At 71.3% G+C, this 11,938-nt stretch carries 11 protein-coding genes; 9 read left to right on the forward strand and 2 right to left on the reverse strand.

Annotated features, from left to right (window positions below; translation table 11 throughout):
* Window positions 1-50 precede the first annotated feature (50 nt).
* From AB0F70_RS09700 to AB0F70_RS09720, 5 genes are read left to right on the forward strand one after another with little or no spacing between them, the layout of a single operon-like run.
* The gene (locus tag AB0F70_RS09700) at window positions 51-1,379 is read left to right on the forward strand and encodes an ABC transporter substrate-binding protein (protein WP_357446811.1); all 1,329 of its coding nucleotides are present in this window, start codon (window positions 51-53) and stop codon (window positions 1,377-1,379) included.
* Window positions 1,376-2,308: a sugar ABC transporter permease gene (locus AB0F70_RS09705; protein ID WP_357446814.1), complete on the forward strand. Its 933-nt coding sequence runs from the start codon at window positions 1,376-1,378 to the stop codon at window positions 2,306-2,308. Before AB0F70_RS09700 ends, AB0F70_RS09705 begins: the two co-directional genes overlap by 4 nt.
* Complete coding sequence (locus AB0F70_RS09710) at window positions 2,308-3,198, forward strand: carbohydrate ABC transporter permease (RefSeq protein WP_357446817.1); 891 nt, start codon at window positions 2,308-2,310, stop codon at window positions 3,196-3,198. The genes AB0F70_RS09705 and AB0F70_RS09710 overlap by 1 nt, the downstream gene beginning before the upstream one ends.
* A complete protein-coding gene (locus tag AB0F70_RS09715; RefSeq protein WP_357446820.1) occupies window positions 3,195-4,211 on the forward strand; it encodes a carbohydrate kinase family protein in 1,017 nt (338 codons plus the stop codon). Before AB0F70_RS09710 ends, AB0F70_RS09715 begins: the two co-directional genes overlap by 4 nt.
* The gene (locus AB0F70_RS09720) at window positions 4,208-5,167 is read left to right on the forward strand and encodes a PfkB family carbohydrate kinase (protein ID WP_357446823.1); all 960 of its coding nucleotides are present in this window, start codon (window positions 4,208-4,210) and stop codon (window positions 5,165-5,167) included. Before AB0F70_RS09715 ends, AB0F70_RS09720 begins: the two co-directional genes overlap by 4 nt.
* Window positions 5,168-5,170: 3 nt before the next feature.
* Here AB0F70_RS09720 and AB0F70_RS09725 read toward each other — a convergent pair whose 3' ends face one another.
* Window positions 5,171-5,977, reverse strand: coding sequence for a DeoR/GlpR family DNA-binding transcription regulator (locus AB0F70_RS09725; protein ID WP_357446826.1), 807 nt, complete (start codon window positions 5,975-5,977; stop codon window positions 5,171-5,173).
* A gap of 99 nt (window positions 5,978-6,076) precedes the next feature.
* Here AB0F70_RS09725 and AB0F70_RS09730 point away from each other — a divergent pair, with 99 nt between their 5' ends.
* Both AB0F70_RS09730 and AB0F70_RS09735 read left to right on the forward strand, forming a co-directional pair.
* On the forward strand, window positions 6,077-7,405 hold the full coding sequence (locus AB0F70_RS09730) for an alpha-glucosidase/alpha-galactosidase (protein WP_357446829.1): 1,329 nt from the start codon (window positions 6,077-6,079) through the stop codon (window positions 7,403-7,405).
* Window positions 7,402-8,253 carry a class II fructose-bisphosphate aldolase gene (locus AB0F70_RS09735; protein WP_357446832.1) on the forward strand — a complete coding sequence of 284 codons (852 nt, stop codon included), beginning with the start codon at window positions 7,402-7,404 and terminating at the stop codon, window positions 8,251-8,253. The genes AB0F70_RS09730 and AB0F70_RS09735 overlap by 4 nt, the downstream gene beginning before the upstream one ends.
* Window positions 8,254-8,323: 70 nt before the next feature.
* Here the strand turns inward: AB0F70_RS09735 and AB0F70_RS09740 are convergent, their stop codons facing one another.
* On the reverse strand, window positions 8,324-9,871 hold the full coding sequence (locus AB0F70_RS09740) for a DUF4832 domain-containing protein (protein WP_357446835.1): 1,548 nt from the start codon (window positions 9,869-9,871) through the stop codon (window positions 8,324-8,326).
* Window positions 9,872-10,035: 164 nt separating this feature from the next.
* On the opposite strand from AB0F70_RS09740, the gene AB0F70_RS09745 reads away from it, so the two are divergent.
* Both AB0F70_RS09745 and AB0F70_RS09750 read left to right on the forward strand, forming a co-directional pair.
* Window positions 10,036-10,959 (forward strand): sugar ABC transporter permease, encoded by a 924-nt coding sequence (locus AB0F70_RS09745; RefSeq protein WP_357446838.1) that lies wholly within the window; start codon window positions 10,036-10,038, stop codon window positions 10,957-10,959.
* Window positions 10,956-11,912, forward strand: a complete 957-nt coding sequence (locus AB0F70_RS09750; protein ID WP_357446841.1) for a carbohydrate ABC transporter permease — start codon at window positions 10,956-10,958, stop codon at window positions 11,910-11,912. Before AB0F70_RS09745 ends, AB0F70_RS09750 begins: the two co-directional genes overlap by 4 nt.
* Window positions 11,913-11,938: the final 26 nt, after the last annotated feature.

Genomic DNA, 11,938 nt, shown 5'->3' on the forward strand with positions numbered 1-11,938 from the left:
AGTACTACCCACAGAAGACAGCGAAGTACGCAGAAGAGACGAGGACGATCATGCTGCGTCAACACAGAGGTACCTCCCGAGGACGGGCCGCCGCCGGCGCCGCCGCCCTGCTCACCACGACGGCCCTGCTCGCCTCGTGCTCCTCGGGTGCGCAGGGTGCGACGACGCTCGACAAGGATGCCGACGTCACGCTCACCTGGTGGACGGGCCAGGCCGACCAGGCCCAGACCATCCTCACCGGGCTCGCCGAGGAGTTCGAGGAGGAGCACCCCAACGTGACCATCGAGGTCTCGTCGGGGGCGCCGTCGACGGAGGACCTGCTCCAGAAGCTGTCGTCGTCGTTCGCCGGCGGCACCTATCCGGACATCTCCTACGCGTTCGGCTCGTGGGCGAGCGAGCTCGCGGAGTCCGAGCGGACGCTCGACATCACCGAGCAGGTGGCGGACCCCGCCGTCCGCTGGGACGAGTTCTCGGGTGCGGCGCAGGCGACGGCCCGGCCGACGGGCGACGCCACTATCGGGTTCCCCTCGGTGGTGGACAACCTCTCCCTGATCTACAACAAGACCGTCTTCGACGAGGCGGGCGTCGAGTACCCGACCGCCGACTGGACCTGGGACGACTTCCGCACCGCGGCGAAGGAGCTCACCGACCCCGCGACCAGCACCTACGGGTACGCGTACTCGGTCTCCGGGTCCGAGGAGACCACCTGGCAGTTCTGGCCGCACCTGTGGCAGAACGGCGGCGAGATCCTCGACGAGTCGGGCACGGAGGCGACCTTCGACTCGGAGGCCGGGGTGGAGGCGCTCACCCTGCTGCGGGACATGGCCGTCGAGGACGAGTCGGTGTACCTCGACCAGACCGACACCAAGTTCGGGCAGATCTTCGCGAGCGACCAGATCGGCATGATCACCTCGGGCCCGTGGTCGCTGTACGACCTCAAGGTGGCCGGCACCGACTACGGCGTCGTGCCCCTGCCCGGGACCGACGGCGTGCAGACGACGATCTCGGGCGCCGACCTGTGGGTGCTGTTCGACCACCAGGACACCAACCGTGAGTACTGGTCGTACGAGTTCACGAAGTGGCTCACCGACCCCGAGCAGGACGTGCGCTGGAACGTCGTCTACGGCAACCTCCCGCTGCGCGAGAGCGAGATCGGGTCGCCGGAGTTCCAGGCGCAGGTCGAGGAGATGCCCGGCCTCGACGTGATGGCCGAGAACAGCGTGAACGCGACGATCCCGCGCCCTACCGTCCCCGGCTACGTCAACCTCTCCGAGGCGATCGGCACCGCCATCTCCCAGGTGCTGCAGGGCGAGGGGGAGCCGGCCGAGGCGCTGTCGCGGGCGGCCGACGAGGCGACCGCCGCACTGGCGGACAAGTGACGGCGACCGCCGTCCGGACCCGGCGGGCCGTCCCTCACCGGCGGCCCGCCTCTGCCCGCCGGGTCCGGGACGGCCTCACCGGGTGGGGGTTCGTCGCGCCGGCGACCCTCGTCGTGCTGGGGCTCTCGATCTTCCCCGCGGTCTGGGCGTTCCTGCTCTCCCTGCAGGACTGGAACGGGTTCTCCACGCCGGAGCCGGTCGGCTTCGACAACTACGGCGAGATGCTCACCGACGCGGACCTCGCGGCGGCCGCCGGGCACACCCTGCTGTACACCGCACTGTTCGTGCCCGCCTCGGTGCTGCTCGGGCTCGGCCTCGCCGTGGCGCTCAACCGGCGCATCGTGCTGGTCGGCCTGTACCGCACCCTGATCTTCCTGCCCTTCGTCGTCTCCGCCGCCGCGACGGGCATCCTCACGACGTACCTGTTCAACCCCCAGTTCGGGCTCGTCAACAACGTGCTGCGTGTTCTCGGGCTGCCGCAGCAGGGCTGGCTGGAGGACCCGCACCAGGCGATGGCGGTCCTCGCGATCATGTCGCTGTGGGGGCAGGCCGCGTTCACCACGGTCATCTACCTCGCCGCGCTCCAGGACATCCCCGCCGAGCTCACCGAGGCCGCCCGTGTCGACGGCGCCAACCGCTGGCAGTCCTTCTGGCACGTGACGTTCCCCCAGCTCGCGCCCGTGACGGTGTTCGTCGGCATCTGGCAGACGATCCAGGCGATCCAGCTCTTCGACCTCGTGTACACGACCACCCGCGGCGGGCCGCTGAAGGCCACCGAGACGATCGTGTACTACCTCTGGACCTCTGCCTTCAAGGACCTCGAGTTCGGCTATGCGTCGGCGGTGGCCTACGGGCTGTTCGCCGTCACCCTCGCGATCACCATCGGCGTGACGATCTACTCGCGCCGCAGCACCGTAGGTGGATTCTGATGACGATGATCCGCGTTCCCACCGGCCCGCTCGCCGCGCCGCCGTCGGCCACCGAGGCGGAACCCCTGCCGCGCCGCAAGCGCCGCACGGGCTGGTCGCACCTCGTGCTCGTACCCGTGGCGCTGCTGTTCGCCACGCCGTTCGTGCAGATGTTCCTGACCTCGCTGACCCCCGAGTCGGAGATCAACCGGTTCCCGCCGCGCTTCTTCCCCTCCGAGCTGACGCTCGACGGGTACGTGAAGCTGTTCCGCGACACCGACGTGCTCCTGTGGACCGGCAACACGGTGCTGGTGTCCCTGGTCGCGGTGGTCTCCCACCTGGCCCTGTGCTCGCTCGCGGGCTACGGTTTCGCCCGGCTGAAGTTCCCGGGGCGCAACGCCGGGTTCCTCATGATCATCGCGACGATCATGATCCCTACCCAGCTCCTCATGGTGCCCACCTACGTGATGTTCGCGCGCGTCGGCATCATCGACACCCTCGCGGCGGCGATGGTGCCGTGGCTCGCCTCGGTGTTCGGGATCTTCCTGATGCGCCAGTTCTTCCTGTCGCTGCCCGCAGAGCTCGAGGAGGCCGCAGAGCTCGACGGCTGCTCCCGCTGGGCCACGTTCTGGCGGATCATCCTGCCGCTCGCCCGGCCGGCGCTCGCGACGCTGGCGATCTTCACGCTCCTGAGCTCCTGGAACGACCTGGTCTGGCCGCTGATCGCGATCAACGACCCCAGCGCGTTTACGCTGCAGCTGGGCATCACCAACTTCCAGGGCGCACGGCGCACCGACTGGTCGCTGCTCATGGCGAGCAACGTCGTGGCGACGCTGCCCCTGATCCTCTTCTTCGTCTTCGCGCAGAAGCAGTTCATCGCCACCATGACGTTCACGGGAGTCAAGGGATGACCGAGCACGAGACGGCCGCCGGTACCGGCGCCGCCGGACCGCACCCGCCGCACGTACCGCTGCCCGTCGTCGTGGTGGGGGACGCGAACGTCGACCTGGTCCTGCGCGGCGACGTCGTGCCGCGCTTCGGCCAGGCAGAACAGCTCGCCGACTCCGGCGACCTGGTGCTCGGCGGCTCGGCGAGCATCGCGGCGTCGGGCGTCGCACGCCTGGGCGTACCGACGTCGCTGGTGGCGCGGGTGGGCGCGGACACGTTCGGCGCGTTCACGCTGGACGCCCTGCGCGGGTGCGGGGTCGACGTCGGCTCCGTCGAGGTCGCGGACGACGAGCCCACCGGGCTGTCCGTCATCCTCTCCACACCCGAGGACCGGGCGATCCTCACGGTGCCTGGAACCATCCCGACGCTCACCGGCGAGCGGGTCAGCCGGGTGCTCGACGCACGGAGCGCGCCAGGGCTGCTGCACGTCGCGTCCTACTTCCTGCAGCCGGGCCTGGCGCGGGACCTGCCCGGCGTGCTCGCGCGCGCCAGGGCCCAGGGCTGGGCTACGAGCCTTGACACGAACTGGGACCCGGGGGAGGCGTGGGCAGGCCTCGACCAGGTACTGCCGCACCTGGACCTGCTGCTGCCCAACCGCAACGAGCTGCGCGCGATCGCCGGTGCCCTCGGCGAGCCGGCGGACTCGCACGACGGCATCGACGACGTGGCGCTCGCGGTCCGGATCGCGCGGCGCGGCCCGCGAGTGGTCGTCAAGGACGGGGCCGACGGCGGCTGGTCGGTGGGCGCAGACGGCGCCGTCGTGCGTGCGCCGGGCGTGGCGGTCGACGTCGTGGACACGACGGGGGCCGGGGACAGCTTCGACGCGGGCTACCTGGCCGCCCTCGCGTACGGCGTCGCGGACGAACGCACACGCGTGCGGTGGGCGACCGTCGCCGGCTCCCTGTCGACGCTCGGCTCGGGCGGGACGGGACGGCAGGCGACCCTGGACGACCTGGAGCGGGAGCTCGCGCGGTGATCTCCGCGATAGCGCTCAGCCCGTCGCTCGACGTCACGTACGTGGTCGACGAGCTGGAGGGGATCCAGCGCCCACGCTCGGTGCACCGCGTCGCGGGCGGCAAGGCGCTGAACGCGGCGCGTGCGGCCGCGGCGCTCGGCGCTCGGGTCTCCGCCGTGGCGGTGCTCGGCGGGGGCGCGGGGCAGGACGTCTCCGCGGGCGCCCGGGCCGACGGCGTCGACGTCCACGTGGTGCCCGGCACCGAACCGACGCGCGCCTGCATCTCTATCTTCTCGGCAGGTACCGGGCGGCTCACCGAGGTCTACGAGCGTGCCGTCCCGGTCTCCGCGAGCGAGGCTGCCGCCGCGCTGGACACCGCCGTGGAGCTCGCGGCGGGCAGGCCGGGGTGGTGGCTGATCTCGGGCGGCCTGCCGGAGTCCGCTCCCGAGGGTCTGCTCGCGGACGCCGTGTGGCGCCTGCACGACGCCGGGGTGCGGGTCGCCGTCGACAGCCACGGCGCGGCGCTGCACGACGCCGTGGGCGCCCGTCCGGACCTCGTGAAGGTCAACCGCGCGGAGGCGCTGGAGCTGGTGGGGGCGGGTGGTGCTGATGGTGTCGAGCCGTCCGTGCCCGAGCTCCTCGCCGCGGTGCACTCGCGTACCGGGGGGCTGGTGGTCATCACCGACGGCGCCGCCGGCGCCTGGGCGACCGACGGCGCCCAGGTGCTGCGCGCACAGCTCACCGGCCACACGGGAGGCTTCCCGGTGGGCAGCGGCGACTCGTTCCTGGGCGGCCTGCTCGTCGCGCTCGACGGCGGCGACGACCTCGCGGAGGCCCTGGCGCTCGCGACGGCGACCGGGACGGCGAACGCCCAGGTCCCGGGCGCGGCCATCCTGGACCCCACCCAGGCCCGCCGTCTGACCCAGGAGGTGCAGGTCACCACCGCCCCTGATCTGGCGCCCGGGCGGCGAACGTAGGCCTCAGTCCGGGACTACCTGGACCTCCACGCCCTCCGCCTCGATCGCGGCGAGCGCCTCCGGGTCGGCCGACGAGTCCGTCACCAGCACGTCGATCTCCGAGAGGTCGGCGACCTTCGCGAGCGTCACCCGGCCCACCTTCGAGCCGTCCGCCACGACCACCACGTGCTCGGCGTGCGCGAGCATCGCGTGGTTGGTGCGGGCCTCGGTCTCGTCGTGGGTGGTCGCGCCGCCGCGGACGCTGATGCCGTCGGTGCCCAGGAACGCCGTGCCGACGTTGATGGCGTTGAACGTGTTCTCGGCCAGCGCCCCGACGGCCTCGAACGAGCTCGACCGCACGAACCCGCCGGTCATGATGACCTTCAGGTTGCTGCGCGACGCGAGCTCGGTGGCGGTGGTCAGCGCGTTCGTGACGATCGCGAGGTCGGGGCGGGTGGCCAGCTCCCGGGCGACGGCGGCCGCCGTCGTGCCGCCGCTGATGGCGACCGAGTAGCGCCCCGCCGGGAGCAGCCCCGCGGCGTGCTCGGCGATACGCACCTTCGCGTCCCGGAACCGGTTGTCGCGCAGCAGCACGGGCACCTCGGTGGTGGGGTCGAGCGCGCGGACGCCGCCGTGCGTGCGCACCACCAGACCCTGCTCCTCCATGGCGGCGAGGTCGCGCCGCATCGTCGCAGAGGACACGCCCAGCTCCCGGACGAGGTCGGTGAGCCGGGCCGTGCCCTGCTCGTTGACGTAGGTAAGGGTCCGCATCATGCGCTCGGTGCGCTTGTGCGAGATGGCGCGTGGTTCCGACTCCGCCGTGTTCGCCATGGCGTTCCCTTCTTGAACCGCTCACTCAGACTGATCGTTTAACGCGGATTCTGATCGCATTCTTGCACATGTCGCGCGGGCCACCGGATGATCGACGGCATGGTCAGCATCGCGTTCATCGGCGCCGGTAGCGTCGTCTTCACCCGGCAGCTCGTCGCCGACATCCTGCGTTTTCCCGAGCTCGTGGACGCACGTCTCGTGCTCCACGACATCGACCCCGAGCGGCTCGACGTCGCCGAGGCGACCGCGCGGCAGGTCGACCGCCAGCTCGGTGGCCGGGCCACCGTCATCGCGGCTCTCGACCGCCGCACGGCGCTCGACGGCGCGGACTTCGTCATCAACATGATCCAGGTCGGCGGCGTCGACGCGACGATCGCCGACCTCGAGATCCCGGCACGGCACGGCCTGCGCCAGACGATCGGCGACACGACGGGCGTGGGCGGGATCTTCCGCGCGCTGCGCACGTTCCCCGTGCTGACGGCGCTGGCCGCCGACATGCGCGAGCTGTGCCCGGACGCCTGGCTGCTCAACTACACCAACCCGATGGCGATGAACGTCTGGTGGCTGTCCGTCGTCGCCCCTGAGCTCAAGGTCGCGGGGCTGTGCCACAGCGTCTACTGGACCGCTCACGACCTCGCGGAGCTGGTGGGCGTCCCGGTGGAGGAGACCCGCTTCCGCGCGGCCGGCGTCAACCACCAGGCCTGGCTGCTGGAGTGGGAGCACGAGGGCAAGGACCTCTACCCGGTGCTACGCGACCGCATCCGCACCGACCCTGAGCTCGAGCGCCGCGTGCGCGTCGAGATCTTCCGCCGCATCGGCTACTACCCGACGGAGACCAGCGAGCACTCGTCGGAGTACCTGTCGTGGTTCCTGCGCTCCGACGCGCAGATCGACCGCTACCGCCTGCAGCCGCTGGAGTACGTCGGCATCAGCCGCGAGAACCTCGCCGAGCTCGACCGGGCCAAGCAGACCCTCGCCGCGGGCGGCGAGCTGGAGCTCGAGGAGGGCGCGAGCGAGTACGCGCCCCAGATCATCCACTCGATGGTCACCGGGACGCGCCGCGAGGTGCACGTCAACGTCCTTAACCGCGGGCTGATCGACAACCTGGGACAGGACGCCGTTGTCGAGGTGCCCGCGATCGTCGACGGGTCGGGCATCACGCCGGTGGCGATGGGGGCGCTGCCGATCCAGTGCGCCGCCGTCAACCAGGCGTACGTCTCGGTGGGCCGGCTCACCGTGGAGGCCGCCCGCACCGGCGACCCCCTCCTGGTCCGCCAGGCCGCGCTCATGGACCCGAACACCGCCTCGACGCTGACCCCTGAGCAGATCTGGGCGCTGTGCGACGAGCTCACCGCCGCGCACGGCGACCTGCTGCCCGAGGCGCTGCGCAGCAGCGTCGTCGTGGGCGGACCGGCGAGCGCGCTGTGACGCTCGCGGCGACAGGATCCCTGGTCGCCGACGCCGTGCGGGCCCAGGGCGCCGTCCTCGCGTTCAACGTCATCACGCTCGAGCACGCCGAGGGCATAGTCCTGGGCCTCGAGGCGGCCGGCCTGCCCGGGATCCTGCAGGTCAGCGAGAACGCGGTGAACTTCCACGGCGGGCGGATGGCGCCGCTGGTCGCGGGCTGCCGCGAGGTCGCGGCGTCGGCGGGTGTGCCGGTCTCGGTGCACCTCGACCACGTCCAGGACCTGGAGCTGGCCCGGTCGGTCGTCGCGAACGCCTGGCCGCTCGGCATCTCGTCGGTCATGGTGGATGCCGCCCACCTGGAGTACGAGGCGAACGTCGCGACGACGGCGGAGCTCGCCGTCGCCGGGCACCGCACCTCGCTGTGGATCGAGGCCGAGCTGGGCGCGATCGGCGGCAAGGACGGCGCGCACGCGCCGGGCGTACGCACCGACCCGGAGGAGGCGGCGTCCTTCGTGGCGCGGACCGGCGTGGACGGCCTCGCCGTCGCCGTGGGCAGCTCGCACGCCATGACGAGCGCGACGGCGGAGCTCGACCTCGACCTGATCGCCCGGCTCGCGGAGCGTCTCCCCGTGCCGCTCGTGCTGCACGGGTCCTCGGGGGTGCCGGTCCCGACGCTCCGGGCCGCCGTCGCCGCCGGTATCCGCAAGGTCAACGTCGGCACGGCGCTGAACGTGGGCTACACGGCAGAGGTGCGGCAGTACCTCGCGGCAGACGGCGCGGTGACCGACCCGCGCAAGTACCTCGCCCCGGCACGGAACGCGGTGCGGGACGTGGTCGACCGCCTCAGCACGGACCTGCTGCACACCTGAGCTCCCCGCTGGTCGAGCCTGTCGAGACCCCAGGGTGCCGACAGGCTCGACCGGCGAACGGGAGGTTTGGTCAGGAGAGTCCCGGGACCTTGCCCAGGGTGAGGTACCCCGGCGCGTCCTGGTCCTGCGTGGTGTTGGCGAAGCGCAGCGGCTCCCCGCCCGCCATGACGTTGGGCACGTGGAAGGCCACCGTGGCACCGGCAAGGTTCCGGCCACCGCCGTCGATCGAAGCCTCAACGGTGGCGGAGGCTCCCGGCTGGATGCTCGGCAGGTCGGCGTCGACGACGGTCCGGCGGACCACCTCGCCGGCGCTGTCCAGGATGACGAGCTCGGCCGGCCAGTCGCCGTAGAAGGGCGCGACGCCACGGTTGGTGAGGGTCAGCGTGACGGACGCCCCGCCGCCGTTGTTCGTCAGCGTGGCCTGCGTGCCGGCGAGGTCGTACCCGAGGGCGGCAGCGGCGGCGACGGCGCGCTCGCGGTCGTCGCCGTCGTACCCGGTCGCCCACGCCTGGTGGTTGATGATCCAGGAGGCGTGCGACGCCGTGGTCGAGCCGGAGACGTCGTAGTCGCGGCCGGCCGCTATCTCCGCCGCGGCGTTCGGGCAGTCGAGCGGCTCGGAGAAGATGCACGTCTGCAGCGGCGGGTACAGCTCACCGCCGATCGGCGCCGTGCGCCACGCCTCGGTCATCCCGGCGGCCTGGACCTGGGAGAGGAAGTGCCAGTCCGTGGTGGGCAGGGTCGCGTATCCGAACGAGTCGTCGTGCAGCCCGAACCCGTGGGAGGCCACGGCGGCCGTGGGGTAGCGCGCCTGGAGCCACGTCTCGTCGATGGCGGCGTCCCACGCGTCCCAGATCGTCGCGCGCGTCGCCGCCGACGGCATCCAGTCGGTCCCGTCCGGGTTGGTCGGTTCGACGAGGCCGTTCATCGGGTACGTGTGGTCCTCGCCCCAGAAGCCGACCAGCCCGGCCGTGAGGTACGCGATCCGCGGGTCGCCGTCGTACCGCTCGCCCAGGGCGTCGATGAAGCCGGTGATGAGGTCCACGACCCGCGGGTCGTCGTAGTCGGGGGAGAAGCTGACGCCGTTGTTGTCCCAGAAGTCGTAGCGGCGTTCCTGGCTGATCCCGCCCGGGCCGAGCAGGTACGCGGGCACGCCGGAGTCGCGGCCGGGGTAGTCGAGGTAGAAGCGCAGGACCGACTGGTGGCCGCGCTCGGCGATGCTGGAGAGGTAGGCGTCCACCCGCGTCCAGTCGTAGGTGTCCTCGCCGGTGACCACCGCGTCGACCGGCAGGTAGAACCACTCGAGCGTGTGGGGGAACGACGGGTCCGCGGCGTCGAGCGGCTGTCCGGGCTCCGGCGCGAACGGCAGGAATCCCTTGAGCGGGTTGTCCGCCAGCGCGGCGGTCGGCTCGAGCGTCACGGTCTGGGTCACGGCGCGGGTACCGCCGCGCTTGCCGCCGTCGCCGCCGTCGCCGCCGGACGAGGCGCCCGGCGAGGCCGCGGCGCTGGTCCAGGCGGCCGTGCCGCCCAGCAGGGCCATGGCGCCCAGCGTGACGACCCCGAGCAGGGCGGCGGCGGAAGTTCTTCTTCGGTGACCTGGCGTGGTGCGTGGAACTGACATCGACAGTCCTCCTTGACCGAGCGAACGACGCCGGGCACGTCCCGGCGCCGTGCGGCCATCACAGCAGGAGTGAGCAGGTTATGCAAGAGGCTTGACATAGTTCTGTCAAACTGCTTGCCTAACGCCTGGCCCGAAGTGGGCCGCAGCCCATGAGGAGGGTCTCGATGACGAGAGCGATGACTGTCGACCTGAGCCGGCGCAGCACGCCGGCCGTGCCGCGGCTGCGCAGGGCCGACAAGTGGGCCGCCGCCGTCCTGCTGTTCCCCGCGCTGCTCGGCTTCGTCCTGTTCTACCTGTACCCGACGGTCCGGGGCGTCTACTACTCGATGACGGACTTCAACCTGCTCAAGGACCCAGGTTTTGTGGGCGCCGAGAACTTCCGGACGCTCGTCGCCGACCCGCAGGTGTGGACGTCGCTGCGCATCACCGCCGTCTTCGCGCTCGGGAACCTCGTGGTCATGCTGGTGCTCGCGCTGGGCCTCGCCGCGCTCATGCAGCGCCTGCGGCTGCGCACCTGGGTGCGTTCGCTCCTGCTGCTGCCCTGGCTGGTCCCCAACGTGGCGATCGCGCTGATCTGGGGCTGGCTGCTGGACGCCAACGTGGGCTTCCTGAAGAACCTGCTCGACTCGATAGGGATCGAGGGGGTCACGTTCTACAACCCCGACGCGGCGCTCTGGATAGTCGTCGGCATCTCGGTCTGGTCCGGCCTCGGCTACACGGCCCTGCTGCTGTACGCCGGGATGCTCCAGGTGCCCGCGGAGCTGTACGAGGCGGCCGCGCTCGACGGCGCGAGCGAGACGCGGATGTTCTTCCGGCTGACGCTTCCCCTGATCCGGCCCGTCCTCGCCCTGGTGCTCGTGGTGTCGCTCATCGGGTCGTTCCAGGTGTTCGACCTGGTGCAGGTGGGGTACGGCAACAACCCGATCCCCGAGGTCCGCGTCATCTACTACTACATCTATCAACAGGCATTCGCGTTCTACAAGATGGGCTATGCCTCCGCGATAGCGATCCTGCTCGTCGTCATCCTCGGGGTGCTCACCTACGTGCAGATGCGCCTCATGCGTGCCAACCGATCGGACCTGTCATGAGCGCGATCGCCACACCTCTCCGGACCAGCCGGGCCTGGCGCCCCGCCGTCGGGCAGCGTCCCGCCCGCCGGCCACGCCCCGCCGTCCGACCGGGCAGGGTGATGGCCTGGGTGGCCGTGACGGTGGTGATCGTCGCGACGGTCTTCCCCTTCTTCTGGATGGTGCGCACCGCGTTCACGCCCGCCGCCGGGCTGATCGAGGAGGCCGGCCGGCTCTGGCCGACCGACCCGACGCTGGTCAACTTCCGGCGCGTGCTCGGGCTGACCAGCGTCGAGGAGTCGGTAGCGGCGGGCGGCACCGGGGCCGCCATCGACTTCGTCCGCTACACCGCCAACTCGCTGCTCTACGCCGGGTCCGTGGCAGTGATCCAGACGCTGTCCTGCGCGGCGGCGGCCTACGCCTTCGCGCGCCTGCACTTCCGCGGCCGGGACGCGCTGTTCGGCCTGGTCCTCGCGGGGCTGATGGTCCCGGGCATCTTCACGCTGCTGCCGAACTTCGCCCTCATGCGGGAGCTCGGCCTGCTGAACACCATGGTGGGGCTCGTCGCGCCCGCGCTGCTGATGAGCCCGTTCACCATCTTCTTCCTCCGCCAGTTCTTCCTGTCCCTGCCGACCGACGTCGAGGGGGCAGCGATGCTCGACGGCGTGGGCAGCCTCGGGCGTTTCTGGCGCATCGCCCTGCCCATGAGCCGCGGACCGCTCGCCACGATGATGCTCATCACCCTCGTGGGCATGTGGAAGGACTACCTGTGGCCGCTGGTCGCGGGGAGCTCACCCGAGACCCGCGTGCTGACCGTCGCGCTCGGGGTGTTCCAGCAGCAGTCGCCCAACACGGCACCCGACTGGACCGGGCTCATGGCCGGCGCCACCTTGTCGGTCGTGCCCGTACTCCTGCTGCTCGTCCTCCTGGGCAGGCAGCTCGTGCAGTCCCTCAATTTCTCCGGCGGGAAATGACCCCCGTTCGAACCGAAAGGAAAACC

Source organism: Promicromonospora sp. NPDC023805 (assembly GCF_040639635.1).
Classification (GTDB): Bacteria; Actinomycetota; Actinomycetes; order Actinomycetales; family Cellulomonadaceae; genus Promicromonospora.

Excerpts from the sequence above, each read along its gene's own strand:
- AB0F70_RS09700 (WP_357446811.1), top strand. The coding sequence starts at position 51 with ATGCTGCGTCAACACAGAGGTACCTCCCGAGGACGGGCCGCCGCCGGC.
- AB0F70_RS09710 (WP_357446817.1), top strand. The coding sequence starts at position 2,308 with ATGACGATGATCCGCGTTCCCACCGGCCCGCTCGCCGCGCCGCCGTCG.
- AB0F70_RS09715 (WP_357446820.1), top strand. The coding sequence starts at position 3,195 with ATGACCGAGCACGAGACGGCCGCCGGTACCGGCGCCGCCGGACCGCAC.
- AB0F70_RS09725 (WP_357446826.1), bottom strand. The coding sequence starts at position 5,977 with ATGGCGAACACGGCGGAGTCGGAACCACGCGCCATCTCGCACAAGCGC.
- AB0F70_RS09730 (WP_357446829.1), top strand. The coding sequence starts at position 6,077 with ATGGTCAGCATCGCGTTCATCGGCGCCGGTAGCGTCGTCTTCACCCGG.
- AB0F70_RS09740 (WP_357446835.1), bottom strand. The coding sequence starts at position 9,871 with ATGTCAGTTCCACGCACCACGCCAGGTCACCGAAGAAGAACTTCCGCC.
- AB0F70_RS09745 (WP_357446838.1), top strand. The coding sequence starts at position 10,036 with ATGACGAGAGCGATGACTGTCGACCTGAGCCGGCGCAGCACGCCGGCC.
- AB0F70_RS09750 (WP_357446841.1), top strand. The coding sequence starts at position 10,956 with ATGAGCGCGATCGCCACACCTCTCCGGACCAGCCGGGCCTGGCGCCCC.